Source organism: Coxiella endosymbiont of Ornithodoros amblus, from assembly GCF_019425495.1.
GTDB lineage: Bacteria > Pseudomonadota > Gammaproteobacteria > Coxiellales > Coxiellaceae > Coxiella.
The window spans coordinates 1-25,784 of record NZ_VFIV01000099.1 but is presented as its reverse complement, the minus strand read 5'-3'; the positions used below and the strand labels follow the sequence as shown (position 1 = coordinate 25,784).

The window sequence follows — 25,784 nt, the reverse complement described above, 5'->3', positions numbered from 1 at the left end:
GAGCATAGTACAATTGTAAACAGACCCCAGCTAAATTTAAATGAGTTGCAATGGATTAATTGGATAGTTTCAACACAAACAAAGAGTAACGGCAAAATTATGAGCAAAATTAAATCAGTTTATGGAATTCATGCGGTAAGCGCTGTACTAGATGTAGCGACTCAACGGATTGTTAAGCTGTACGTGCAAGAAAATCGAGACGATCAGCGTTTGAAGTCGTTAGTAGAGAAAGCCAAGGGTCTAGGCGTGAAAGTTATTCCTCTTTCTCGGACTGAATTAAATACATTAAGTAATGACAAACACCAAGGCATTGTTGCTGAGTGCGAAGAAGTGGAAAATTTAGATGAAAGTGCTCTTTTAAGTTTATTAAAAAAGCACGAAACGCCAGCTTTGTTATTAATCCTTGATGGTGTTAAAGATCCCCATAATTTAGGGGCCTGTCTTCGCAGTGCCAACGCATTCGGTGTTCGAGCTGTTATTGCGCCTAAAGATCGTGCCGTTGGTATGACGCTGGTAGTTCGTAAAGTGGCTTGTGGAGCGGCCGAAATGACACCCTTTATTCGCGTGACTAATTTATCGCGTACCATCGATTGGTTACAAAAAGAAGGCGTTTGGATTGTAGGAACGGCGGTCGAGGCAGAAACTCTAATTCAAGAAATTGATTTGACTGGAGATATTGCTATTGTGTTAGGTAGTGAAGGCGCGGGGCTGCGTCGATTGACAAAAGAGCAGTGTGATTTTCTAGCGCAAATTCCGCTGTGTGGGAGTGTTGAAAATTTAAATGTTTCTGTAGCTTGTGGGATTTGTTTGTACGAGGCTCAGCGGCAGCGGGAAGCCCCTTCGCCCTCTTAACTAACGAGAGGGGCATATCATCATTTACCTACAAGTCACGACAGCCATTTCAATTTTAATCCTTCGCGCAGGCGCGCCTGCGCGAAGGATGATAGGCTTTAAGTTTTTTTAGCCTTTACCACTTGTTTCTATCTTAGAAGGAAGAGGTTTTAATGGTTCTTGTGTTTGGTCCTGTTGTGCTTTGATTAGTTCCGTTTCTTCTTTGTGAATTGTGAGTGGCTAAGTGAACTTTAGTACGTAAATAGTGTTCAAAATTCATGGATTTTTTTGAAGGGAAAGGAATATTAAAGTCGATAAATCGATTTTTTTTTAATTCTGATAGGGGTTCTTTATCTTTGTAATTCTTTGATTTCAATTTCAGAAAGTGTGACGCCGTTGGCGGTCAGCGCCATAATGAGAAGTTTATTCCAACTTTGGTGTTTCTCTTACCATTGCTGATAATGGGATTTGGTAAGTTCGTTGAGTTTTTGTTATATTTTATTTAATTCAGCAGAGGTAATTTTTTCTAAAATGGCTTTAGGTGGAACGCTCTCACGCGGATTTTTCTTTAAAATTTCATCTTTCGTAATTACTAATAGTAGACGCATTTTTAAAATAGTGGGCATAGGCGGTTAATTTTTGTCGAAAAAAGCCTTTGAGAAGGCCTTCCAATGCATCTTCCAGTTGCTGATCAGAAATCAACATATACACCGTTTCGTTAACTTTTTTCTCTCTTTGTATATTTAAGTGGCATTTTCAACAATCTTATCGTGTAAGTTCTGCCAATCGTTAATTAGTATTTTAGCATAGGTTAAAATCATAGCGTTTACCTTGAGAATAAAATTTCTATAGCGTTTCTTCGCTTGTTGCAAGTAGATACTTTTTTCGATAAATTCAGCGATCGTTTGAGGTGAATAAAGGTTGAATTGTTTTAACCTCAAGAATAAACCATTTTTCATTTCAAGTTTGTTCCATAACGGGTAATAAATTTTTGTAATATCAATAGCATCCATTTCGGTCGATTTAGAAACCATTACCTCTAACGTTTGGCCGATAAAATGAGTAATGCTTTGCGATCTAGAGATAAAGCGGTCGTGTTGATCAGGTGTCATTTTTAAGATTTTTATTTTTTAGAAGAAAAATAATTTTTCTAGAATTCATAGTAATCGTGCGTATCGCGAGAAGGGGCATTATCATTTTAATTGCGCTTTTTCGAGTGAGTCAGGACAAAATAAGGGGTGTCCAAGGGGGTAAATGGGGCTCTATTATTTCTACCGGATAACGCTTTACTGAACAAACGTCGATAACGGTGGTTTTTTAATTAGCTTTGTCGCTATATTTTTCCTGGACTGCTGGTAATTTCTGAAAGAAGTACAGCTCCAAAAAAATACGATAATAGGTGTTCAGTCTAACATTTTATTATTAAAAAAAACTTAATAATTCAGTGCCTTCGCTCACTATGTCACCAGGGCGGCAAAATACAGATTTTACAACGCCATCCTTCGGTGCAGTTATTGTGTGTTCCATTTTCATCGTCTCTAAAATAAGAAGGTGGTCGCCTTTTTTAACGTTTTGTTTCGCTGTTACGAAAATTTCAATCACGGTTCCAGGTATAGAAGCAATGAATTGGTTTTCAATTGTTGAGCTATCGGTAGAGTGTGTTTTAGGATTGTAGCGAGCAATGGTGAAATGATTTCCTTTATAAAAAATATGCCAGTTATCTGGATCATTAATAACGAACGCTTTGTAATTTTGATTGTTGTAAGTAAATTCAACTAAATGATCGGTTTGTTGAAATTGAGAAAGAGAAATTTCTTCATTATTTAGCAGCAGATTGCAGCCCTCGAGAGAAGGAGTTATTTTAATATCAAATGTTTTTTCTGTATCCCAAAAGCGTAAAGTTTGGGATGGACATATGGATAACCGCCAACCATCGCGAGCAAACCACGGTGAAAATAGATCGTCGGATTGAGCGGCAAATTCTTTGGCTTGTTTTTTTTGCTGTTGTAATTCAGCTAAAGCTGAAAAAAATAAAACTTCGTTTGGAATTATTTTTTCAAGTTTATTTAATGATGTTTCCTCGATTAGGGTTGTGTAGATATTAGCTTTTTTAAAATCACGATTTGTACAAATTTGATGTAAAAAAGAAATATTAGTATTAACTCCAACAATAAAGGTATTTTCCAGTGAGGTTTTTAGCCTTTTCAGAGCGGTGGAGCGATTCTCATCATGGACAATCAGTTTCGCCATCAGGGGATCATAGTAAGGACTGATCGTATCGCCTTGAACAACGCCTGTATCCAATCGCACATTTTTATTTTCTTTCGGTGAAGAGAAAAAAACAATTTTACCGCTGGAGGGAGAGAAATTATTGGCGGGGTCTTCAGAATAAAGTCGAGCTTCAAAAGCATGACCTTTGGCTTTAATTTGTTTTTGTGAAAGGGGAAGTATTTCGCCTTGAGCAATCTTTAGTTGCCATTCGACTAAATCTAATCCGGTAATCATTTCGGTGACGGGATGTTCAACTTGTAAACGAGTATTCATTTCCATGAAATAAAAATTTTCCATTTTATCAACGAGAAATTCGACCGTTCCTGCTCCGACGTAATTAACAGCTTTAGCAGCTTTCAGAGCCGTTTCACCCATTTTTTTTCGAGTCAGGTCACTTAAGCTCGGTGCGGGGGCTTCCTCAATAATTTTTTGGTGACGCCGTTGAATTGAACAATCACGGTCAAACAAATACGCGCCGTTTCCCTTTTGATCGATAAAAATTTGCACTTCTATATGCCGAGCCGGATTGATGTACTTTTCAAGAAAAACTGAATCGTCATCAAAACTGGATTTAGCCTCACGCTTAGCCGATTGCAAAGCTTGTTCGAGTTCGTTGGCAATCGTTACTAAGCGCATTCCTTTTCCGCCACCGCCAGCGGAGGCTTTGATAAGAAGAGGAAAACCTATTTTTTTAGCCTGTTCGGTTAGCGTTTTAAGGTCTTGTTGTTTTTCTTGATAGCCAGGTACAACGGGAACGCTTGCTTTTTTCATTAAACATTTTGCCTCTCGTTTATCTCCCATCGCAGCAATAACAGCAGGAGGTGGGCCGATAAACGTAAGTCCTTTTTGGTGGCAAAGGGCCGCGAATTTTTCATCTTCCGCTAAAAATCCGTAACCAGGATGGATCGCATCCGCGTTTGTTTGCATTGCAATATTGATTATTTTTTCTCGGTTTAAATAACTTTTTGCTGCCGGCGGGGGACCGATTAAATAACTTTCATCGGCTAAGCGGACGTGCAATGCGCTTTTATCGATTGTGGAATAAAGTGCAACAGTTCTAATATTCCATTTTTTAGCGGTTTTAATAATCCGACAAGTGATTTCCCCCCGATTAGCGATGATTAACTTTCGAAACATTTTAAATTTTTCCTTTCAAAAATTTTTGAATACCTTCGCGGGCTTCTGAGGAAGTGAGAATGTCAGTCAGCAGTACAGCCGTTTGTGAGACAATATTTTCTGTGATTGGACATAAATCGTTGAGTAATTGTTTAGCTACACACAAAGCGTGCGGACCATTTTTTATAATTAATTGAGCCATACGATGCCCGATTGAAAGTAATTCAGTTTTTTCATCGATGACTTGATGAATAAGACCTATTTTTTTTGCCGCAACTGCGTTAAATACTTCAGCCGTTAAAAAATATCGGCGGGCGGAGCTATATCCGATAGAACGAATAACATAAGGAGCAATAGTGGCGGGAACTAAACCTAATTTAACTTCAGAAAAGCAAAATTGTGAGTCTTTAACTGCAATGGTAATATCGCAACAAGCAACCAATCCTATACCGCCGCCCATGACACAACCTTGAATTAAAGCAATTGTTGGTTTGGATAAGCGACTTAATAGCTGTAACAAGTCGGCGAAGGCGAGCGCATCGGCTTCATTTTCTTCACGCGTGAATTCAGCCATGCGCTTTATCCAATTTAAATCAGCGCCCGCACAGAAATTGGAACCCTCGGCTTTAATTATTATAACCCGGCTACTTTCTTCTTCGTCGGCTTGCTGCAAAGCACATTTTAATTCGAAAATCACTTGCTCGTTAAAAGTATTGTGTTTATCAGGACGATTCAAAGTGAGCGTAGATACACTGCTTTTGGTATCTTTCTGAATAAAATCAAATTGAGTCATTCATTCATCCTCTCTTCAGTTACATACGAAAAACCCCAAAATGCGTTTTAGAAATGGGCGCATTTAAACTTGCAGAAATACATAATCCCAATACACGCCGAGTATCCAACGGATCAATAACGCCATCGTCCCATAAGCGAGCACTGGAATAATAGGGATGCGCTTGGGCTTCGTAGTTTGTGCGAATATTATCTCTGAATTGCTTTTCTTCGTGCGTAGCCCATTTTTCACCCTGGCGCTCTATTTGATCTCGCTTCACTTGAGCGAGTACATTTGCTGCTTGTTCCCCTCCCATCACGGCAATTCGCGCGTTTGGCCACATAAATAAGAATCGCGGACCATAACCGCGACCGCACATAGCATAATTGCCAGCGCCGTAACTGTTACCAATAATAACTGTAAACTTTGGTACCTCGCTGCAAGCCACCGCATTAACCATTTTTGCACCGTGTTTGGTAATGCCGGTATTTTCATATTTTTTACCAATCATAAAGCCTGTAACATTTTGAAGAAAAACGAGGGGAATCTTGCGTTGACTACATAATTCAATAAAATGAGTGCCTTTTAGGGCTGATTCTGAAAATAAAATGCCATTATTAGCAATAATCCCCACAGGATAACCGTGAATATGTGCGAAACCACAAACCAGTGTAGTGCCATATAACGCTTTAAATTCTTCAAACCGAGAACCATCAACTAAGCGTGCAATAATTTCGCGGACATCGTAAGGTTTGCGCAGATCAGCGTTGATAATGCCCAATATTTCTTCAGGATCGTAAGCGGGTTCTTCCACGGGTTGGATTGAGAGAGAAAAGTATTTTTTCCGATTTAAATGGCTGACGATCTGTCGTGCTATTTTTAGAGCGTGCTCATCATTTTCAGCAAAATAATCAGCGACCCCAGAATGCTGGCAGTGAACATCGGCGCCGCCCAACTCTTCGGCGGTCACGGTTTCACCGATAGCTGCTTTGACTAAGGGAGGGCCACCAAGAAAAATAGTCGCTTGGTTTTTAACCATGACGGCTTCGTCAGCCATCGCAGGGACGTAGGCGCCACCAGCGGTACAAGACCCCATGACAAGTGCAATTTGAGGGATATTTTTAGCGGACAATCGCGCTTGATTATAAAAAATCCGGCCAAAATGATCTCGGTCAGGAAACACTTCATCTTGCTTTGGCAAATAAGCGCCGCCGGAGTCAACTAAATAAACGCAGGGCAAATGATTTTCTTCAGCAATGTGTTGAGCGCGTAAATGTTTTTTTACGCTGATAGGATAATAAGTGCCTCCTTTAACGGTCGCGTCATTAGCCACAATCAGGCATTCTTGACCGGTGATTTGTCCGATACCGGTGACGACACCGCCGGCGGGGGCTTCGTCTTTATAAAGCTGATACCCGGCGAGCGAGGATAGCTCCAAAAAGGGAGAACCAGGATCGAGTAGATGATCGATCCGTTCGCGTGCCAATAATTTACCTTGTTCACGTTGACGCTGTCGGTATTTTTCAGGCCCGCCGTTTTTGATTTTAGCGAGCAAATTTTCCAGCGCATTTATTTGAGATATCATGGCAGCTTTGTTAGCTTCAAATTCTTCGCTAACCGTTTTTATTTTGGAAACAATTTTTGGCATACTTTTGTCCTCAGTTCTGTCCTCTGAACAGGAATCCCTGTTGTTTCGCCGCCGCTGTGGATGTTGACCCTATTATTGGCAAGGCCGATTTCTTTCACTGCGGACATACTGATAGCAGAAAGCGATTCTTTTTTCCAAGAATTTTTTTAATAATCTGGGAATAGAGCCGATCGAAGCACTGGTCAACCAACTAGGATTTTCTGCGTAAGTAAAATGCTCGATGATTTTTACCAGTGGCTGAATATTTAATTTTTTTGCTTCTGATAGACGCATTAATGTAACGACAGCGGTGCCATCGGAAATGGAACTGGAGTTAGCAGCGGTTACAGCGCCATCGGTTTTAAGAACAGGTTTTAATCGAGAAATTTTTTCTGGATTGGCTTTCATGGCATTTTTATCATGATCCGCAGTCAAGGTTTCTCGTTGATGACTGATTGTTATCGGCACTATTTCTGGAGTGAAGCTGCCATTTTCGTTAGCTTTTTTAGCACGAATCAATGATTCAATTGTAAATTTATCTAATGCTTCACGAGTAATTTGATATTTATCCACGCATTTTTCGGCAAAGATCCCCATCGCTTTTCCCTTGTCGTACGCATCTTCCAATTCATCAAGCATCATAATAATCGTAAATTTGATCGTGTCTCAAACGGTAACCGAACCACGCTTTCATCACTAAATAGGGCGCACGAGACATATTTTCTGTTCCGGCCGCGATAATATGTGGGTAGGAGCTGGCGAGTATTTCATCGCGTGCTAGCATAATCGCCTTCATTCCTGAACCACACATTTTATTGATGGCAATGCAAGGGGTGCTCACGGGAAAAACCGCTTTGAGTGCGGCTTGTCTCGCCGGAGGCTGACCTTGGCCGGCGTGTAAAACGCAGCCCATGATAACTTCATCAATTTCCGCGGCTTGTAAGGCAGCATGCTCAACTACCGCTTTAATAACTGCGGTCCCTAATTCTGGTGCCGACATCTCTTTAAAATAACCGCCGTAATGACCCATGAGCGTTCGTGCTGCACTTGCAATAACAATGGGGTTTTCCTCCATTAATGTTTTCCTTCTCGAAATAATTCCCGCCCAACAACGATTCGACGAATTTCCGAAGTACCGGCGCCGATTTCGTATAATTTAGCGTCTCGTAAAAAGCGTTCAACAAGGAATTCTGTAATGTATCCATTGCCACCGAGGCATTGAATCGCCTGAAGGGCAACTTGAGTCGCATTTTCCGAAGCAAACATGAGAGCGCTGGCAGCGTCTTTGGAATGAATTTTCCCCGCATCGGCGCTTTTTGCGATGGCGTATAAATACGCGCGGCTTGCGTTAAGAGCGGTGTATATATCAGCTATTTTCGCTTGAATTAATTGAAATTCGCCGATTGGTTTTTTAAATTGTTTTCGCTCATGAACGTAAGGTAAAACCGTATCAAGACAAGCCTGCATTAATCCCAGTGGTCCGCCCCCTAAAACTAAACGTTCGTAATCTAGGCCGCTCATGAGTACGGAAATACCTTTATTTAATTCTCCTAAAACATTTTCTTTAGGTACTTTGCAATGATCGAATACCAGCTCGCAGGTACCTGATCCTCGCATACCCAATTTATGAAGCTTTTGAGCGGTTCGATAACCGGGGAACTCTTTTTCAATTAAAAAAGCAGTAATACCGCGGGAACCCGCTCCGGGATCGCTTTTTGCATAGACGATGACAACATCAGCTTCGAGGCCATTGGTTATCCACATTTTTGTGCCATTCAAAATGAATACATCGCCTTTTTGTTCGGCGCGAAGCCGCATACCCACCACATCCGACCCGGCCTCGGTTTCACTCATCGCTAAGGCGCCGACGTGTTCGCCATTGATAAGTTTAGGCAAATAGCGTTTTTTTTGGCTCTCAGTGCCGAAGCGGTTAATTTGGTTAACACATAAGTTAGAGTGAGCCCCGTAACTTAAACCTACAGAACCGGAAGTGCGGCTGATTTCTTCCATAGCGATGACGTGAGCAAGGTATCCCATTTGGGAACCACCGTATTCTTCATTTACAGTAATACCAAGAACCCCTAAATCTCCTAGTTTTGGCCATAGATCACGAGGAAATTGATTGTTGGTATCGATGAGGACAGCGCGGGGGGCAATTTCTTCGCTGGCAAATTGTTGTACAGCTTTGCGCAACATCTCAATGGTTTCTTCAAACTGGAAGGAGGGGCCGTGAATCATGTTATGATTACCCTTAGTTACAATCCTCTCTTTTGAAAGAGAATTAATTATTTAAAAGATGTTTATTTTAACCATTGAGCATGGAAGATAACAATGATAACAACGACTAAGATTCCCTTAATATCAAGCTTGGTTCATAGCTTTGAAGATTATCAGGCGATGTTCGATTTAACAGATTATAGAGTTTTTGATCGTAAAATTTTAGATTACCCTGCTAGTGTATCGAGCTTTAATGCTGAAAGCAGGACACGATAAGGTTATTAGCGCTGATCCGCATTACGATTTAGAGCCGATGGACATGTGGATAATGTCATCCAACGTTTAACGATGCAACTCTAATCACTACGCGAATCGTATTCATACGCAAGGGGAAAAACATTAGAAGACATTCTGACCCTTTTGAATCAGTATGTCCAAATTTTTGTGACGGATTATTCGCAAGGGCGAATTGAAAATCCTTATCAAGTCGCTCATTTACCGCATTTGCCTTTTGCTGATTTTCAGTTTTAGTTAGTTTTGTGTGCAGACTCGGTATTTTGGAATGAAACGGACTCACCGCAATTAGCGATTGAGGTACGCATTTTTCCGTTGTTGGATGAGTAGGGCAAGGTATCGGACACATTAGGACCGCTTATCTTTACTTTACAAGAGAAAAATTATGGAATTGAAGTAACGCGGTCCACTATAAATTACAAAGAAGGAATAACGCCATGTTATGGTTATGGCTGAGAGAGTGCATTTTATGATTTATCGGTATTTGCGTCCTTGGTTATTTAAATTAGAACCAGAAATGGTGCATGCACTCACCTTAAATTATTTGAAATGGTTTTATTGCTATCGGTTGATTAATCGACGTTTGAAACGTTTTCCTCGAAAGCCAATCGTTGTATTTGGGATTGAATTTCCAAATCCAGTGGGATTGGCTGCCGGGTTGGATAAAAATGGCGAATACATGGATGAGCTATTAGGATTAGGCTTTGGTTTTATTGAGGTTGGAGCTGTTACACCCAAGCCACAAGCGGGTAATTCTAAACCGCGAATCTTTCGTTTACCTCAAGCCCGAGCTCTAATTAACCGAATGGGTTTTAATAACTTGGGAGTGGATTATTTAGTGGAGCAATTAAAAAGGAGAAAAGTTAAAGGAATTGTCGGCGTTAATATCAGTAAAAATTTGACAACGCCTTTGGAGAAAGCACATGAAGACTATCAAAATTGTTTTGAAAAATTATATAGTTATGTTGATTATGTTACAATAAATATATCTTCTCCTAACACACCAAAATTACGTCAATTGCAATCCGAACGTTATCTGGCTAATTTGTTGACTCGATTGAAAGAGGATCAACGTCGCTTGGAAGATCAATATTATAAACGTATGCCGCTCCTTTTAAAGATCGCGCCGGATTTAACTCCTGAAGAAATTCAAACGATTGCCACGCTAGCATTACAGCATCGAATAGAGGGCATTGTGGCCACAAATACTTCAAACTCTCACCAAGGTGTTGAAAAATTACCGAATGCAAATGAAGAGGGGGGGCTTAGTGGTAAGCCGCTTTTTCCAATGACTTTGCAGGTGGTTAAACTGTTGCATTCTTTTCTTGGCGATGAGATTCCCATCGTTGCTGTCGGGGGTATTTTTTCAGGTGAAAATGCACAGACTCTAATAAACGCGGGAGCCCGCTTGGTTCAGCTTTACACGGGTTTGATTTATGAAGGGCCTGAAATTATAAAGAATATCTTGGAATTTTTGACTCTCTCTCACCAGACGAGAGAGGGAATAAATTAAACGTATCTAACTGGCGTCACTAACATTAGGGGTAACAGCAGGCTCTACATCTTCATTTTCTGCATTAACATTTTGATTGTCAATTGCCTTTGGCGTGAAAAATTCTAAGGCGTGTTGTCCGCCATGTTGTAAGAACTCTCCTGCACCGGTTCAGCGTTTCTATGCTAATTCTGTTTTATCCTAATAGTAATAAAGTGCTTATAATAGTAAAAAGTGCTTAATAACGCTGGGGAGGCATGGATTAAGCCCGCACCAGAAGCGGCGAAGCATAGTAAGGCTAATTTTCCTTTTTTATTTTTTACCAGACTTCTTTAAGCGTTTGAGGGAGTATACGGACGTGATCGAGATGAGCAACGGCTCGAGGGATTGAAAGTCCTAAAATACTTAAAATTTCTTTCCACCCTTTAGTTTTATTTGAAAGTAGAAACTTTCAGGAAGATGTGTCCCGCTTAAACCAAGAAAAGTAAAAAATAATACGGCTTTGTTTTGGATAAAGCCTTTGCGTTCATCTGTATGGGTAACTCTTACCGTAAATTTTTTGACTGCCTCCTGACTCCAAATATTTCTTATCGTGTGAGAGACCGGTATGAGCGCATAGCGGCCCCACAGGAAAATCGTGGATATAAAGTTAACGTTGTGGAGGTTCGGTTTAACAAGGCATTAGTTGTTTGTGAGTGATTTGTTGAACTGTAATTGTTAGGTGAATCGATTCCTGGTGAGGGTAAAAGAGGTTCATGGGCTGGATCGTGGTGATCATGAGTATGCTCTAGGTGGTCTTTTATTTCAAAAACTCTGAAAATAATACGACTATTGCTAGTATTAAAAATTTTACATCCAATGTTTCCTCGGCTGCTGCGCTATAGAAGGTCAAACTGGATGTGAGCGCCATGGATAAGCTGAGAAAAAGAGAAATTTTTTTATTCATATTATCCATAAGACAACCAACTCCTGACAATTGCTTAACAAGAATGATAATCATTTTTATTTGTGAGAGCAATTTAATTTTAGTATAAAAAAGATAAAGTTGGAAGAATTAATTTACCTTTAAGGAATGTCATGAAAAAAATGTCTGTTCCCTAATTGTTTATTTTTTGTTTTTGTAGCGCGTGCACAGGCTTCAGTTTTGCAAGGGGGAAGTTATTACGAGGTTTGTTTCACGGCGTATCAAAATTGCACTGGGAAAATTGTGAAAATGATTAGTCAGGTGAGGCAAAGTATTTATGTACAAGATTATTCATTTAGCTCCGATCCTATTGCGAATGCATGAGTTTGAGCAAAGAAACGTGGAGTTAAAGTGTTGGTGATTTTAGATAAAAGTCAGTTTGCAGGAAAATATTATTCTTCGGCGAGGTACTTAATCCGCAATGGAATACGTGTATGGCAAGATAATGATTGTTGATAAAGCAGTCGTCGAAACGGGGTCGTTTAATACACGGTGTCTACCAAACATTATAAGGCCGAAAATATGTTAATCATTCACAGTAAACATTGGCTCACCGATATCTTGTTAATTGGCATCGCCGCCAAAAAACCTCTAAATATATTAAAAAAATATTAGGGCCTGCTTATAGTTCACTATGCTGGCTAGAATTCATCGATTTCCTGCGCTCCGCTGCTCACGAACTTCTATGTACGCTGCGCTGCTCGAAAATCGATGAATTCTAGCCAGCATAGTGAACTATAAGCAGGCCCTAGCTTTTGTCTTTATAGTACTCTAATTCAAAGCATAATGCGTTAAGCGTCTTTATTGCTTTCAATATACGTGGCGGCGGTTACTTTGTCAAATAATATGCGATAGACAACGGTTGTATAAAATAATCGGCGTAAAAATTAATATTTAGAATAACTTGGAGCGATAATTGGCTGGCAGATGTGTCCTAGACCAATAAACTAGATTGAGGATGACTGGAAGAGGGAAGCAAGGACGGAAATATTGCTAATCCAACAATGCTAATAATGCCAAAAATACTGAGGCTGCTGCCTACAAAGTATAACTTTGGGAAGTGGCGTATAAAAACAAACACGAAAAATGTGCCAGAAAATTCTAACAAAGGTGCCAACCATGAAATAGGATAGTTAATAAAGTTAGTGAGTCGCGCTCCTTTTTGTACTTCGAGCACTTTCATTAATGAATTTAAAAATTCTGCAGGGTTAATTCCCGAAGTGACTACATAACCTTTAACTCCATAGATAACCTACACACTGCTGATAGCAAATCAAAGAACAACTAAAAGCGCCATGATCCACGCCGTAATCAATGCACGGTGCTGTAATTCTTTTTTCGTTTTGATGCTAAGAAAGCAGCTTTTTGCATCATCATCGCGAGGGCTAATAAGCCACAGAGAAGCGCGAAAGGATTAAGCAATGCCCCCTCCGAAAGTACCCGTATAAATTGACCGTAATTCGGTCGTGAAATAAAAAGATACCCCTTGGATTACATTATTTTGAATTTTGCTTCCGTATTTAAAACCTATTGGTCGGCAAAATAAGCGTCAGTAAATAAGTGGTACGGCGAAATAAAAACTGGAAAAAGCAACGGCGTACAGAAAAGGGCGCGGGGCTAATAAAACCCCGCTGCCTAAAATAAATCAAACTTGGTTGCCCTCCCAGACGGGTCCTGTGATATTGAGAATAATCCGACGTTCAGTATTGGTTCGTCCTAAAAAAGGTAATAGACTGGCAGTGCCAAGATCGAATCCATCCATGATTGCAAAGTCGCTTATCAGAAAACCGGTAATCCTCAAACAAATGATACGTAAGGTAGCGTATTCAATCATGTTGTAGATTCCGCTTTTTTATCGAGGTCTGATTGATGTACTTGAGCATTAAGTAAATTTTTACCACGGCTAATGCGGTGTAAAATAAAAAAGCAAATTCAGCCAGAGAGGTAATCAAATTGCCAGCAGTTAAGGTAGAGCTGCCGAGGAAAGTTAGTAACATGCCTTCAACTACCCAGGGCTGCCTTCCATTTTCAGCAAAAAAGCAGCTCAGCTTCGCGGTGATCTAGGGTAACAGTAAGCTGAGTAACAAAAGGTGAAGGAAGCATTTTCTGTCGAACTGTCGAACGGTGGAGAAATAAAATCCGATAGCAAATAAAATAATAAAAAAGAATCCTACCTACGTTTACCATGATGCGGAACGCCTAAAATAAAATAGCAACGTTGGCAGATAACGCTGTTTTATCAATTTCGGCCGGGGTTGCTTTTGTTGGGTCATTGATAAGTCATTGTAAGTAATAAACTATATCCCAACCCATCTTTATATTTTTCAAAAACGCGCTGTTCCACAACATTGTTAGGGTTTTTTCTAAAGTGGTTAATGCGGAATAAGCTTTTATGCCGTTACGTATGCGGACTTTATTTTGTTGAACAAGCTCGTTAATGCATGGAAATGCTTGATGAAAAGAATGGGTGGTCATCAGTCCTAAGATGTAGGGAATTCACGAGTAATGTGTTTTCTTTGAATGAGAATACCAAAGAGGTTAAAGGAAGCGGGGCAGACTCAGCTTCCCACATCCCGTCAATCGCAGCAATTCTCATTTTTTGCATTTTGTTAGCGACATAGACGTTGTCATCGAGCGTTTATAAAATTCGATATTAGGGTTGCGCAATAAGTAAAAAGCGCTGATTACCAGAATAAATATTGCTCCCATCACGTACCCTATTCACGTACCCTATATTGATTATATGAAGAACGAATTTCGCTTGGGCGACGGGATTAAAAAGAAGCGCTTTGAAACTGCTGATTTCCATTCACAAGCCTTTGCGACTAAGATCTAGAATTTCGAGAAGCTGGAACCAATAGCGACCAACCCCGTGACGATTAAATGGCCGACTTTAGGTTAAACGCTCCCACCCAAAAAATAACCCCACAAATATGGTTTCCATGAAAAACCCCCATTAGAACTTCTAGATTAACGAGAGACCCAAAAACACCTACGTATTGTGAAAAATGAGTCCAATTGATGCCGAATTGAAATTCCATGATGATGCCGGTGGAGACGCCCATGGCAAAGTTAATACCGAATAAAATGCCCTAATATTTCGTCATTTTCCTCCAAATTTCTTGATCTGTCATGATGTAGATGGTTTCCATGATTCCTATATAAAAAAGCTGATAACTAAGAGTTAAGAGAACAAAGATAAAGTGATACATGGAGTAATAACAAATTGCCAGCGGTATATAAAGAATCGTTTCATAACCGGCCATGAATGACTACTCCTTGTTGTTGGGATAATTTAAAACATGTTGCTGCATGAGGCGCGAGGTTAACTGCTTGGATACGGGATCAGAAAAACGAAAATACCAAAGTTATAAAGCAAGCACAAATAATTTAAGGGTAATCACGATAGTGATTTCGTGTCGGAGTGAAGTAAATGCTGCCATAGAAACTAAACACTCTGCCGCTCTTGAGAAGAAACAACAACTTTGATAAATTGCTCGATGTGTTGCCCAAGCATCCAAGGACAGATTCACAGCATGTCCGCATAAAAGCGCCACGACTTCGAGGGCCGTGCTTTACTTAATTTATTTTAAATTTTCACTTTAAGAAATTGTGTCTTAAGAGAGTTTCTAATTTTTTAGTGGGGAATATTCAGGAAAAATTAGGCGGTGGGTGGAATATAAAATGTTTGTTCGAGTAAATGTTGACCCGATAACGCCGCGTGGGAAACAAGGTCGATGAAAACTACTCGGGTGGTATTGGTGAGGAAAGCTATTTTTTCTTGTATAGCCTTTTTCTGGTGTTCTTAATCGCTTTTCATGGTATTCTGAATTTTAAGAATGCAATGATTGTAAAAGCTGCGTTTAGTTTTGGTAATGCCCAATAAATTTAATAAAGTGTGGGCCGATTGTTTGATAATTTGGTCGAAGGATTTGCTAAGGTATCACTGTCTTGGCTGATTATGGGGATTAATATTGCAAAATAAGCGTAACATGCGTTCTTCTTGCATGGGCAAGGAAAAGTACCAACCTGTAATAGCGTGTCATTCTTGCGGTAAGAGGTTCAGAGGTTCCTCTTCCTGTAATTTCGGTGGAGCAAAAGCTGGCCCGTCCTATTCGGAATTTACTGTAATAATAAGAAAAGAGCGTGGTTATTAATTGGGTTGCCCCTGTTGAGAAATCTTTAATTATTTCTTTTAATGGCAAAAATTTTGTTTTTGTGGATTGAGTTCTTTAAAACTTTGGGCTTTAGAGGGTTTTTTGTCCTTTTGCCAAATAGTTCGGGTTTGAAAAAACCCCTTGATCGAGATTAATCAGAAAAATTAACTTTGGAAAATAAATGACTTTTCCTTTTTGTAATTATTCAATCATTTCTGGTTGCACTTCTTTTGTTTTAGAAGGATTGGAAGCCATAATATCATAAGAAATGATCTAAGACATAATAAAATCCTTGCTTGATATATCTTCATCCACTATTGTAAATTTGATTCTACATTCTCTCAATTCCTAATCAGGAGAAACACTATGTCCATTGAAGTTGGTCAGAAGGCACCTATTTTTACACTGCCTACAGATGAAAGCGAAATACTCTCGCTGGATGATTTAAAAGGAAAAAAGGTTATTTTGTATTTTTATCCTAAAGACGATACGCCAGGGTGTACCAAAGAAGCGTGTGGGTTTCGCGATCTCTGGTCCCAATTATCGAAGACCGGAGCTGTTGTTTTAGGTATTTCAAAAGACAGCGTTAAAGCTCATCAAACATTCAAACAGAAATATAATTTGCCATTTACGCTGCTATCCGATAAAGATAATACTGTTTGCGAACAATACGGTGTGGTGGTTGATAAAAATCGATTTGGAAAGAAGTACAAAGGTATTGAACGCACGACTTTTATTATTGATGAAGAAGGGGTGATTTCGGCTATTTGGCCTAAAGTTAAGGTAGACGGTCACGTCGCTGAAGTTGTAGGAAGACTGTAATGAAAAGGATTTTGATTACCGATGCTAATCGTTGGATTGGGTTTGAGCTTTTGAAACAGTATCTTGCAGCATGTCGGTAGGTTGACGGTTGATACAAGGATAAAAAGCTTTTAATTCACTTTTGAATTGGCAGCAGAAAAAAAGCAATTGCTTACGCCGCACGAGTTCGATGTATTAGATGAAAAAGCAAGACAAGCATTGGATCAGCGTTTGAAATTGCCTAGTTTAAGTTCGGCGCTAGGGACGTTGTTGAAAATAAACAGCGTAATTCTTTAAAGGAATTAAAAGCTTTTTAAATTCTTTGGGAGTGGAGCTTCCTCTAGGAACCGCTGAAGATAAGCATGATAAAAATATGATTTATGGCTTGGGAAACGTGCTCAGCTTAACGATTTATTTGCTGCTCGTATCGATAGACAATGTGCTTCAGAAATTCGGATTGAATGGAAAATCTCATCCAGATATATTTTTAGAAGCCGCGGCTCGGTTGCAAATAGTACCTTTAAACTGTGTGATATTTGAAGACGCACTTTCTGATGTGCAAGGATGAGCGCGTGGGGTTATTTTTGGCAGAGTTGTTGGTATGGCTCGTCAACGGGGTGTGTGCGAGCCATTAAAATAAATGGGTTCTGATTGGGTGCTCGATGATTTTGACGCTATTACCGTTAATCAATGAGTTGAAAAATGCTGAATTCTCTGTCGAATGCATTGGAATGTGTACCCTGCATTTCTGAACAATCTGCCTGCAAAAAGATGGTCGTGTTTACAGAAATTAATTGGATTAGAATTCTTATTCTGTGCGGAGAATAAGGGTTTTGAAATTTTTAATCCGCTTTCTAAAAGCACTATTATCATCACTACAAAATATAAAGAAACCATATCGAATGCGTATAATTTATTACACCAATAATTTATTACACCAATTACTGTAAAATATCCAGGGTATCATTATTGAGCATAAAACCTTATTCTTAATCAATCCATTATAGTTTAGTAAAAGCTGAAGATGTGCTCATCATTGCTGCACCCGAAATTAAAAAAGAATCAGGGAAAGAAAGTTTTTGAATTGGTTCCCCATATAGATTGGGATAAAGGTAAGGCTTTACTACACATATTAGAAATCCTTAGTCACCATTATGCACGTATTTATCCAATTTTTCTCGTCGACGAAGTGATAGATGAAGATGCATATAGCTATTAAAGATTTTTGGACAGCATGGTTATCTTAGTTTCTAAGCAGATGAGCACGTGCAGTTATGATGCTGGAAGATCCAACGGGAAATGTTATGTATGTTGGGGAACAGATATTTTATAATCCGCGGCGCTTGGGAAGAGGCGCGCGGTGATAAGGTTTATTGCCCCAGAACCTACATTACGCTCTGTTACAAGTCAAATTATAAACGCCAATCGGTAATAAAGATTTAGTTAATTGCTCTAACTGGTTTCCAATAACATGGCGATTGCTTGATAAATGATAAAACCCAAGCGCTGGCCCGGAAAATTTTTGAGGCTTTTCGTTATAGGGACGTCCAGAATAGAAGTAAAATTTAATCTAAACGTGCGTTTTAAAGGTTAATTGACCTTGTAAAATCCTGATTTTATAGGTAATTAGAAAACGTCTGTGCAAATTGACCCACCACAATTTTGATTGCAACTTCCTGGTTAAGTGGAGTAGAATTGGAGTGAGTGAGCTAAGGATGAGGAAATAACGCTTAATAAGTGTCCTTTTAATTGAAATTATGTGTTGATTCGCCGCGGTGTGTGTTTAATATTGGAGCAAATCAAAGGAATTCGTATCGTGGGTGAAGCAGGCACTGGTAGAGAAGGGCTGGCATTGCACCGAGAAAAAGAACCTGACGTCGTGGTTCTTGATTTTCAGTTACCAGATACGAACGGACTTGAGCTGGTTCGCAAGCTTTTTCGGCGTGATCCAGAAGTAAAAATCTTGTGCTGGCAGCCATGAATGGGGAGTTGTTAGCCATGCGCTTATTGGAACTCGGTGTTCGCAGTTTTATCACAAAAAGCAGTGATTCTGCGAAGAAATTAGCGAGCCATTCGTGCGGTGCACAGCGGCCAACGCTATATTGGTTCTGCAATAGCCAGCCGGTTAGCGTTGAGTAAGACGAGGACGGATAAATCGCCCTTTGACCAGTTAAGCAATCGACAAATGGAGGTGTTGTGCTATTATTGGCCAAAGGAATAAACGCCGAAGCGATTGGAAAACAATTACATATTACGGAAAAAACGGTAAATTCTCATTGTTATCGAATGCTTGAGAAACATAGAGGGACTCCTCATCTTGATAGAATTAAAGTCTCGCTTGCTTGTAAAGTGATCTCCTTAACACACTTGGCCAGAGTTGCTACTTCAGTTTCTGGCAATGACAAAAAGAAGTTTATCCCTTTAATTAAAGAGAGTATGTCAACTTTGTTTTTCATCTATCGCTATCCTTAATAATATTATCTATTTTCAAACTTTTTCGTATGCTATCTCCTTCTAATAACTTAATTACATGGACATGGAGGCAATTCTGGATATAGCAAAATACGAGCCACAACATGAGTTATTTTATCTATTCAATACCCCAAGTAGGGAGCTTCTATAACCAATTGTAAGATACTGTGTTGAGAAACAGAAGATTCATACAACTGCCTTCTGTTTAAAACTAAAAAATATAATTGCTAATAGAAGTTGATGGTAACTGGTTGAGTCCAACGTCGTTGAGTTCAAACTACAATAATTGGATGAAAAATTAAGTATTACGGTGTTGGATAGCGTAAGTGATTTTGCAATCCAAGCGCGCCCTTTGCAGATCCTCAAAAAATTAACACCCATCGATATTTTTTATAACGTATTAATTTCATGGTGGCCAGAGGCAGAATCGAACTGCCGACACGAGGATTTTCAGTCCTCTGCTCTACCGACTGAGCTATCTGGCCGCCCAGGGGGCTTATAGTGCTTGAAGTTGGGGGGTTAAGTCAATATCATTTCTCGGTTTCAAGTTTGTGCTCGGTCCAGGTTTTGAATCCGCCTTCCATTTTCATGACAGGGAAGCTTTGGTTCAGCAAACCTTGCCGCGGCTTTGGCAGCGAGGTGCTAGACTTATGAATAGCATAATCATAATACAATAATATTCGTTTTTTCTTTGTCTAATTTTTCAGCGGCTTTTTCCCATTCGTTACCAGGGTAAATTAATAGCGCTGGGGACGTGGCCCTTTTTATAGTCCTCCTCCGGGGGGGCGTGGACATCCAGTACTTTGAATCTTTGCATTCTTTATTAAGCATCCTGGAGCTTTCTACAGGCCTCGTGGTAAAAGTCATTTTTTCTCAAAAAATTCTTTTGCCTTTTGTGGATCTTTGGTTAAAGATGAATTCATAATAATCCTCCTTGAACTTAAACTAAAAGATAAGAATATTTTGGTATATTTTTCTGTTCCCAGTAAATAGAGACATAACTATGGTATTGGTTCTTCCTATTTACTCGCTAAACTCCTTCAAAATAAACTTTGAGGTCTTTGTTTCTTTTTTCTCTATTTTTTTTATGATGATCCTCAGCTACGACCAGGGAAAATACTTCCTTTGTGCGCTCCTGATGAAGATGAGAATATCAATGGTGTTTGTGTATGCCTTATGATGGAGTATTGGCAAGAGAGACTTATTGTTTAAATTTTGATAACATTTCTTGCGTGCCGCTGGTACAAGCTCCAAATTGTCCGAAGGGCGGTATCTTCAAAGATCAGGAGACCTGCAATCAGTTGCTTTTCAAAATGAGCCCAAATCGCTGTGCCTCATTAGTAGATGAGCAATTTTGCTGTCAGCACCACTTTCGCGTGCGCCAAAAAGACAGTGGCGCAGAGACTTATCAATCTGATGTAGATTATTCCTTTTCAGAGGTGTAGCCGGCTGGCTTTTCGCTTCCGGTGCCAAAAAGGAAGTTTATCATTTCCTGTTCGAGGAATTGACGGGCTTTAGGGTCAATGAGGCTTAGGCGATACTCGTTAATAAGCATAGTTTGGTGTGACAACCAGGCTTGCCAGGCCTGTTCAGAAATATGGTTATAAATGCGCTCACCCAGTTCGCCGGGGTAGGGGGAATAGTTAAGAGCATCGGCTTCTTTACCTAATTTTTGACAAATAATACGTCGAGTCATAACACAAGCAGTCGTTGGGTTAATTGTTTCAATAGACGGGCTACTGGAGCGGCAATACCGCCCGGTAGCGCTGAATGTTCTTTATACCAAATCTGGGGAGGACATTCCATCACTCGAGGCTGTCTTATTTTAATTTGTAATAAAACAGGTTTGATTTCGAATTCGAAGTGGCTGAACTGATGGAAAATAGAATTCCATCGTTCGCAGATAACGGCTTCAAAACCGAGTTTGGTTTGGCACCATTTTTCAATATCCTCTTCAATGGAGCACTCCGGAAAGCTCCATAACCCCCCCCAAATGCCGGTGGGGGGGCGCTTTTCAAGTAAAATTTCTCCCCGGGAGCTTCGAAGCAATAATAAATAAGCCGCTTTTTGCGCCCGTGCAGTTTTAGCTTTTTTAATAGGAAAATTCATTTGTTGTGAGAGACGATGAGCTTTGCAACTCGATTTTAACGGACACAACGAACACTTGGGCTTCGTTCGTGTACAAATCATTGCACCGATATCCATCATGGCTTGATTGTAATCCCAACAGCGGTTTTGTGGGGTATATTTTTCAGCTAAGTTCCATAAGATATTAATTCCAATCTGTTGATTAATTGGAATATCAAGAGCATTGTAACGTGCAAGAATTCGCTTGACGTTACCATCTAAAATAACAGCGTACTGATGCATTCCTAAGGATAAAACAGCGCCGGCAGTTGAGCGGCCAATGCCTGGTAGGCCTGATAAGGTTTCTAGGGTTGAAGGAAAGCGGCCATGATAAGCCATATGAATAATTTGAGCCGTGCGATGCAAGTTGTGCGCACGGGCATAATAGCCCAAGCCTGACCAATGGGCGAGAACTTCATCAAGCGGGGCTAACGCAAGAGCTTCTACGGTGGGAAATCGTTTAATAAACCGCTCAAAATAAAGGATGACTGTTGAAACCTGCGTTTGCTGCAACATGATTTCAGACACCCATACGCAATAGGGGGTCAGTTTTTTTTGCCAAGGAAGGTCATGACGGCCATAGCGGTCAAACCAGCGTAACACCTCTTGTGCAAATTGTTTAGGATCCATTCTAATTAGAGAAAGTAATTTTTTAAATTCAATTTTTTAATTCCGCCGGTGTATTGCTTTACTTTTTTCTCAAGTTCATTAGTTAATATTTTACTAGCCAGGTCTGAAAAATCGGGCCGAATAGTCGGCGAATTAACCGTCCCATGGATGAGAATAGGCACTTCGAACTGAAGTAGGGGCGCCCAATTTTGTGTACGCTGCGGTTAGCGTGTAATTGATACGGTTGTCCATCAAATTTATCGTGCCAAGCCCCTTCGCGGTAATTGGGGCCGCATTCATTTTGAGATCGTTGTTATTTAGAATCCCATTTTTAACCATATAAGTTCCTGTCAAATTTGAAAAGTCAGCTGGCTTAGAATTTTTAATTGAGGCGCTGATCGATGAGTTAACAACGTGTTGGCTTGTGCAAGGAACCCATTAATATTAATACCCAAAATAGTCTCATTCTGAACGGCAAATTTACCGCTTCCATTTAAATGACTTAAAAACTCTTCTTTAGAGTTACCTGAAGTAATTAATACCGTATCAAAAGAGAGTTGACCTGCTAAAGGAGACTTTCCTCGCAACGCGGTAAGCAGTTGTTTTAAATCGGTGTTTACGGTTCCTAATTTAATAGATAGCCTAGGAGTCGTTTGTAGTTGATTAATTTCTGTTTTTCCATTTAACTGCATATTCGCTAATTTTGAATTGAGCGGAGAGATAGAGATATTTTGTTGATTGAGATTCACGGCTAAGTTGGTAACAATATTGACAGGCACTGGTAGTAAGCTGGGTCGCAGGAGAGTACCATTAAACTTTATGTTAGAGAGACTGTAATTAGACTGCTGAAAATTTAAATTAGCATCACCAGTACCAGTAAGAATAGCATTGAATGTGTTTTTGGATTGATTTGAAGCTAAAGTAAATTGCATTGACACAGGGAAATTAACAGCATTTCCAATATGGCCAGTTGTTAAATTTATTCCTTTTAAAGAAGTTATCGAGGATGATTTTTGATCAATTAAGTTAATGGTTGTATTACTAATATTAATACCAGCGATTTTTAATTCGGTAACCGGAGGCATCATCTTTTCCCGCTTTTATGTTTAATCAAGTTAATCGTGGCTTTATCCAGAGTAATTTTATCAAATTCAACGCGGCCGATTAAGAGAGGCCAGAAGTGTACTTTAATTTTAATTTCTCCAATATTCGCTAAATTTTCGCCTTGAAAATCGACGGGATTGCTCAATTCAACTTGCTTAAAGTCAACACCTAACCAGGGGATGAAAGACCATCCAACGTTGCCTTTCAACATTAAATGAAATGGCGACCCGTTTGGGGTTATATACATAGTAGTCAATACGGTCTTTATAGTCCTTGGAGTTTAGAAGCTTGGTCAAGGCTATAACTGAGATAGCGGATACCAGAAATAAGGCTGCAACCACAGTGACTAGAATCTTGATAAAAGAACGCATAAAAGGGCCCTTCAGTCAATCGATTAAGCGGGTGATGGGAGCCGAACCCACGTTCTAAGCTTGGGAAGCTTATGTTCTACCATTGAACTACACCCGCAAAAATTCATAGAATACTACCTAATTCAGAGTGGAGAATCTAGTTAGAATGAATGAGAAGTTGATTAAAAAGCGATCAATCAGAAGTTTTGTATGCAGGGAAGGGCGATTAACAACCTCACAAAAACGAGCGTTAGAAACTTTATGGATGAAGTATGGGATAATATTTACTGAAAAGAAAATTGTTTTTGAAGAAATTTTTAGAAATTCTTTCAATGTCATCTTAGAAATTGGTTTTGGTAATGGGTCGTCGTTACTTGCAATGGCGAAATCGCATTCAAATCTTAATTATTTGGGCGTTGAGATTTACCGTCCCGGCATTGCTTCGCTTTTGTTGGGTCTGGAAAAAGAGAGTCTTAGCAACCTTCGTATTTTCCAGGAAGACGCTGTTTCGGTATTAAAATACAGTATCCCAGAGGATTCATTAGCTGGCATTCATATTTTCTTTCCTGACCCTTGGCCCAAAAAGCGTCATCATAAACGGCGTTTGATTCAAGCTGATTTTGTGGCTTTGATGGTGAAAAAATTAAAGCCGGGTGGGGGATTGTATTTAGCAACTGATTGGGAAAATTACGCTTTGCAAATGATAAATGTGTTGAGTCACTTCGATAGTTTGAAAAATAAAGCGGGACCAGGGAAGTTTTTGTTTCAGAATGAGCATCGCCTGATGACCAAATTTGAAAGGCGGGGGAAGAGCCTGGGTTATCGGATTTGGGATTTAGGCTTTGTGCGATTATCACCTGAATCCCGCGGACGAGGTGCAAGATGACGACGGGGCCGAGGGATAGCAGTAGGCTTTTTTTAAAAATAAAGATCGAACTGTGCCGTTACCACGTTTTCGCTTTTACCCAAACCAGCAACAATCTTGTCTGTGGTTGGATTGGTTATTGTGGAAATCGCATTGCGCGTATAATTCACGTCGTGACGATATTCCAATGCAAAGTTAGTATCCTTCCAAATATTAACATTGTAGAAAACACTGTAACGATCCTGCGGTAGAGCTACGGCTAATGCTTGGGTAGTGTGACCGTAAGCAATGCCGATAGAGCTGGGCTTTGGGCCGGTTTTAAACATGTAATTTGCTTCAGCATGAAAGGCGGATGGACGAGCACCTCGGTTTGCAAAATTGACATCATGGATATCAAATATCTTTAGAGCATTAACGTATTCTACAATAAATACCACTGGTTTGATAGCTAATGATCCATAAACACCCATCGCCGGTACTCTGTGTCGTAATGTTTCATCGTCTAAAAATGCCATTGCCTGCATTCCTTGCGAATCTGCTAAGTTAGAGATAAAGCTAGCGCCTATTTCACCACTAACGCGATCGCCATTACTAAACTCATACCCGACATCAGTTCCCCATTGATTATTGTGATTACTGTGGTAAAAATTATTTGTGAGGCTTTGATAACCATACAACTCCGCGTGTAACGCATTGTTGCCGGTTTGTTGATAGCCTAACGTTATCGCCCGGGCACGTGTTCGACCAAGCGCTTGAGTCATTGGTATAGTGATCATCATACTGCTATAGCGACCAAAAGGAACATACACTTGGCCGACGCTGAGATAAAATGGAAATTGGCTTAAATTTCCAATCATGATGAAAGCCCGATTCATAAAAACACGGGAACCATTTAAAAGCTCATCGGGATCATAATCGAGAGCCATATAACCTGATACCCAAGGATTGGCTTGGACATAAGTATCAAACTCAGCACCACTAAAATTAATATTGGCATTTCTTGAACCTGCGTAAGTACTTCCATATGAAGTTTGGCCTTCTAACTTTCCGCTAAAAACGACGCGGGGCATTTTTGGAAGGGGCGGCACCCCTAATGCGCGACATTCTTTTTCCAATTGGTGCTGTAATAAAAGCAAACGAACATCTTCACGGACGCTAGGAATGTTAATAACTAAATCAGAGCCATCAAAAGCGGGTGTTTTGTGCAAGTAAGGACCAATGCTTAAGGGCGACAAGCGGTATTTATAGGATTTCTTCTGTCGCTCTTTCTTCTGTTGAGTACGCAACTTATTAATTTGAGCCTGAAGGTAATCGATACGTTTGGTGATTTGTTGGTTCGTGGTAGTAGGGGTACTAGCTAGAGTCGTGCTTAACGCGCCAGAAATGCATAGACCCAACGCAGAAATGATCAGCTTGGACATCATAGTTCTTTTTCCTCTTAGAATTTCGGGTGAAGTAATAATCCTGTCACAAGTCACCTCACATTTTTGTGTCCCACCATGGCCAAATTGTGCACTACTACACTACTTAGTTATTTTTAGATGTATATCATACTAATTAGCGATAGAGCAAGTCTAAAGTTTAATTCGGATACGATTATGTATAGATTTTCAACAAACAACCCAATGAAAAGTGCGCTCTTTAAAGGGGGCGTTATAATGCGCCAACACAGAATTTCTATTTTAAATAAAGAGCAGGTGATGAAAGATATTAAA

At 39.9% G+C, this 25,784-nt stretch carries 14 protein-coding genes, 2 tRNA genes and 13 pseudogenes; 9 read left to right on the top strand and 20 right to left on the bottom strand.

Annotation, left to right across the window (positions count from 1 at the left end; translation table 11 throughout):
* Positions 1–40 precede the first annotated feature (40 nt).
* Positions 41–852, top strand: a pseudogene (gene rlmB / locus FIV31_RS07700) (23S rRNA (guanosine(2251)-2'-O)-methyltransferase RlmB).
* A 108-nt stretch (positions 853–960) separates the two neighbouring features.
* Here the strand turns inward: rlmB and FIV31_RS07695 are convergent.
* The 7 genes and pseudogenes from FIV31_RS07695 to FIV31_RS07665 all read right to left on the bottom strand — a co-directional run bounded on the left by FIV31_RS07695 (position 961) and on the right by FIV31_RS07665 (position 8,855).
* A pseudogene (locus FIV31_RS07695) lies at positions 961–1,652 on the bottom strand (hypothetical protein).
* A 42-nt stretch (positions 1,653–1,694) separates the two neighbouring features.
* Positions 1,695–2,148 (bottom strand): annotated as a pseudogene (locus tag FIV31_RS07690) (Rossmann-fold NAD(P)-binding domain-containing protein); the annotation flags it as partial.
* 105 nt (positions 2,149–2,253) lie between these two features.
* Positions 2,254–4,239: an acetyl/propionyl/methylcrotonyl-CoA carboxylase subunit alpha gene (locus FIV31_RS07685; RefSeq protein ID WP_280124357.1), complete on the bottom strand. Its 1,986-nt coding sequence runs from the start codon at positions 4,237–4,239 to the stop codon at positions 2,254–2,256.
* A 1-nt stretch (position 4,240) separates the two neighbouring features.
* Positions 4,241–5,011, bottom strand: coding sequence for an enoyl-CoA hydratase-related protein (locus FIV31_RS07680; protein WP_280124356.1), 771 nt, complete (start codon positions 5,009–5,011; stop codon positions 4,241–4,243).
* Positions 5,012–5,030: 19 nt separating this feature from the next.
* Positions 5,031–6,638 carry a carboxyl transferase domain-containing protein gene (locus FIV31_RS07675; RefSeq protein WP_280124355.1) on the bottom strand — a complete coding sequence of 536 codons (1,608 nt, stop codon included), beginning with the start codon at positions 6,636–6,638 and terminating at the stop codon, positions 5,031–5,033.
* Positions 6,638–7,692: pseudogene (locus FIV31_RS07670) on the bottom strand (acetyl-CoA C-acyltransferase); the annotation flags it as partial. The pseudogene FIV31_RS07670 and the gene FIV31_RS07675, both read right to left, overlap by 1 nt.
* Positions 7,692–8,855: an isovaleryl-CoA dehydrogenase gene (locus FIV31_RS07665; protein ID WP_280124354.1), complete on the bottom strand. Its 1,164-nt coding sequence runs from the start codon at positions 8,853–8,855 to the stop codon at positions 7,692–7,694. The gene FIV31_RS07665 and the pseudogene FIV31_RS07670, both read right to left, overlap by 1 nt.
* 93 nt (positions 8,856–8,948) lie before the next feature.
* Between FIV31_RS07665 and FIV31_RS07660 the strand changes: the two are divergent.
* Positions 8,949–9,601, top strand: a pseudogene (locus tag FIV31_RS07660) (hypothetical protein).
* Entirely contained in the window at positions 9,598–10,641 is a 1,044-nt protein-coding gene (locus tag FIV31_RS07655; RefSeq protein ID WP_280124378.1) for a quinone-dependent dihydroorotate dehydrogenase, read from the top strand. The pseudogene FIV31_RS07660 and the gene FIV31_RS07655 overlap by 4 nt, the downstream one beginning before the upstream one ends.
* A gap of 6 nt (positions 10,642–10,647) precedes the next feature.
* Here the strand turns inward: FIV31_RS07655 and FIV31_RS07650 are convergent.
* Positions 10,648–11,566 (bottom strand): annotated as a pseudogene (locus tag FIV31_RS07650) (hypothetical protein).
* A 144-nt stretch (positions 11,567–11,710) separates the two neighbouring features.
* On the opposite strand from FIV31_RS07650, the pseudogene FIV31_RS07645 reads away from it, so the two are divergent.
* Positions 11,711–12,192: pseudogene (locus FIV31_RS07645) on the top strand (phospholipase D-like domain-containing protein); the annotation flags it as partial.
* 183 nt (positions 12,193–12,375) lie between these two features.
* Here the strand turns inward: FIV31_RS07645 and cydB are convergent.
* The 5 genes and pseudogenes from cydB to FIV31_RS07625 all read right to left on the bottom strand — a co-directional run bounded on the left by cydB (position 12,376) and on the right by FIV31_RS07625 (position 15,996).
* A pseudogene (gene cydB / locus FIV31_RS07640) lies at positions 12,376–13,418 on the bottom strand (cytochrome d ubiquinol oxidase subunit II).
* The gene (locus FIV31_RS08745; RefSeq protein ID WP_425278287.1) at positions 13,411–13,632 is read right to left on the bottom strand and encodes a cytochrome ubiquinol oxidase subunit I; all 222 of its coding nucleotides are present in this window, start codon (positions 13,630–13,632) and stop codon (positions 13,411–13,413) included. The pseudogene cydB and the gene FIV31_RS08745 overlap by 8 nt, the downstream one beginning before the upstream one ends.
* An 831-nt stretch (positions 13,633–14,463) precedes the next feature.
* Positions 14,464–14,661: a cytochrome ubiquinol oxidase subunit I gene (locus FIV31_RS08835; protein ID WP_482766167.1), complete on the bottom strand. Its 198-nt coding sequence runs from the start codon at positions 14,659–14,661 to the stop codon at positions 14,464–14,466.
* Between the two features lie 195 nt (positions 14,662–14,856).
* Positions 14,857–15,027: pseudogene (gene cydP / locus FIV31_RS07630) on the bottom strand (cytochrome oxidase putative small subunit CydP).
* Between the two features lie 154 nt (positions 15,028–15,181).
* A pseudogene (locus FIV31_RS07625) lies at positions 15,182–15,996 on the bottom strand (Kdo hydroxylase family protein).
* A gap of 111 nt (positions 15,997–16,107) precedes the next feature.
* Between FIV31_RS07625 and bcp the strand changes: the two are divergent.
* The 4 genes and pseudogenes from bcp to FIV31_RS07605 all read left to right on the top strand — a co-directional run.
* Complete coding sequence (gene bcp / locus FIV31_RS07620) at positions 16,108–16,563, top strand: thioredoxin-dependent thiol peroxidase (protein WP_280124353.1); 456 nt, start codon at positions 16,108–16,110, stop codon at positions 16,561–16,563.
* Positions 16,564–16,689: 126 nt separating this feature from the next.
* The gene (locus FIV31_RS07615) at positions 16,690–16,839 is read left to right on the top strand and encodes a hypothetical protein (RefSeq protein WP_280124352.1); all 150 of its coding nucleotides are present in this window, start codon (positions 16,690–16,692) and stop codon (positions 16,837–16,839) included.
* 25 nt (positions 16,840–16,864) lie between these two features.
* Positions 16,865–17,110 carry an HAD family hydrolase gene (locus tag FIV31_RS07610; RefSeq protein WP_280124351.1) on the top strand — a complete coding sequence of 82 codons (246 nt, stop codon included), beginning with the start codon at positions 16,865–16,867 and terminating at the stop codon, positions 17,108–17,110.
* A gap of 1,165 nt (positions 17,111–18,275) precedes the next feature.
* Positions 18,276–18,841: pseudogene (locus FIV31_RS07605) on the top strand (response regulator); the annotation flags it as partial.
* A gap of 582 nt (positions 18,842–19,423) precedes the next feature.
* Here the strand turns inward: FIV31_RS07605 and FIV31_RS07600 are convergent.
* From FIV31_RS07600 to FIV31_RS07575, 6 genes and pseudogenes are all read right to left on the bottom strand, one after another.
* Positions 19,424–19,499, bottom strand: a tRNA-Phe gene (locus tag FIV31_RS07600).
* A gap of 45 nt (positions 19,500–19,544) precedes the next feature.
* A pseudogene (locus tag FIV31_RS07595) lies at positions 19,545–19,937 on the bottom strand (rhodanese-like domain-containing protein).
* Positions 19,938–20,437: 500 nt separating this feature from the next.
* Positions 20,438–20,710, bottom strand: coding sequence for an oxidative damage protection protein (locus FIV31_RS07590; RefSeq protein WP_005768500.1), 273 nt, complete (start codon positions 20,708–20,710; stop codon positions 20,438–20,440).
* Positions 20,707–21,771 (bottom strand): A/G-specific adenine glycosylase, encoded by a 1,065-nt coding sequence (mutY, locus tag FIV31_RS07585; protein WP_280124350.1) that lies wholly within the window; start codon positions 21,769–21,771, stop codon positions 20,707–20,709. The genes FIV31_RS07590 and mutY overlap by 4 nt, the downstream gene beginning before the upstream one ends.
* A 5-nt stretch (positions 21,772–21,776) precedes the next feature.
* Positions 21,777–23,225: pseudogene (locus FIV31_RS07580) on the bottom strand (AsmA family protein).
* 26 nt (positions 23,226–23,251) lie between these two features.
* Positions 23,252–23,322 (bottom strand) — tRNA-Gly (locus tag FIV31_RS07575).
* A gap of 48 nt (positions 23,323–23,370) precedes the next feature.
* Between FIV31_RS07575 and trmB the strand changes: the two genes are divergently transcribed.
* Complete coding sequence (gene trmB, locus FIV31_RS07570; protein ID WP_280124349.1) at positions 23,371–24,090, top strand: tRNA (guanosine(46)-N7)-methyltransferase TrmB; 720 nt, start codon at positions 23,371–23,373, stop codon at positions 24,088–24,090.
* A gap of 32 nt (positions 24,091–24,122) precedes the next feature.
* Here the strand turns inward: trmB and FIV31_RS07565 are convergent, their stop codons facing one another.
* The gene (locus FIV31_RS07565; RefSeq protein ID WP_482766157.1) at positions 24,123–25,493 is read right to left on the bottom strand and encodes an LbtU family siderophore porin; all 1,371 of its coding nucleotides are present in this window, start codon (positions 25,491–25,493) and stop codon (positions 24,123–24,125) included.
* Positions 25,494–25,784 lie beyond the last annotated feature (291 nt).

Bases quoted from the DNA above. Each gene is read 5' to 3' on its own strand.
- FIV31_RS07685 (WP_280124357.1), bottom strand. From the start codon at position 4,239: ATGTTTCGAAAGTTAATCATCGCTAATCGGGGGGAAATCACTTGTCGG.
- FIV31_RS07680 (WP_280124356.1), bottom strand. From the start codon at position 5,011: ATGACTCAATTTGATTTTATTCAGAAAGATACCAAAAGCAGTGTATCT.
- FIV31_RS07675 (WP_280124355.1), bottom strand. From the start codon at position 6,638: ATGCCAAAAATTGTTTCCAAAATAAAAACGGTTAGCGAAGAATTTGAA.
- FIV31_RS07665 (WP_280124354.1), bottom strand. From the start codon at position 8,855: ATGATTCACGGCCCCTCCTTCCAGTTTGAAGAAACCATTGAGATGTTG.
- FIV31_RS07655 (WP_280124378.1), top strand. From the start codon at position 9,598: ATGATTTATCGGTATTTGCGTCCTTGGTTATTTAAATTAGAACCAGAA.
- bcp (WP_280124353.1), top strand. From the start codon at position 16,108: ATGTCCATTGAAGTTGGTCAGAAGGCACCTATTTTTACACTGCCTACA.
- FIV31_RS07590 (WP_005768500.1), bottom strand. From the start codon at position 20,710: ATGACTCGACGTATTATTTGTCAAAAATTAGGTAAAGAAGCCGATGCT.
- mutY (WP_280124350.1), bottom strand. From the start codon at position 21,771: ATGGATCCTAAACAATTTGCACAAGAGGTGTTACGCTGGTTTGACCGC.
- trmB (WP_280124349.1), top strand. From the start codon at position 23,371: ATGAATGAGAAGTTGATTAAAAAGCGATCAATCAGAAGTTTTGTATGC.
- FIV31_RS07565 (WP_482766157.1), bottom strand. From the start codon at position 25,493: ATGATGTCCAAGCTGATCATTTCTGCGTTGGGTCTATGCATTTCTGGC.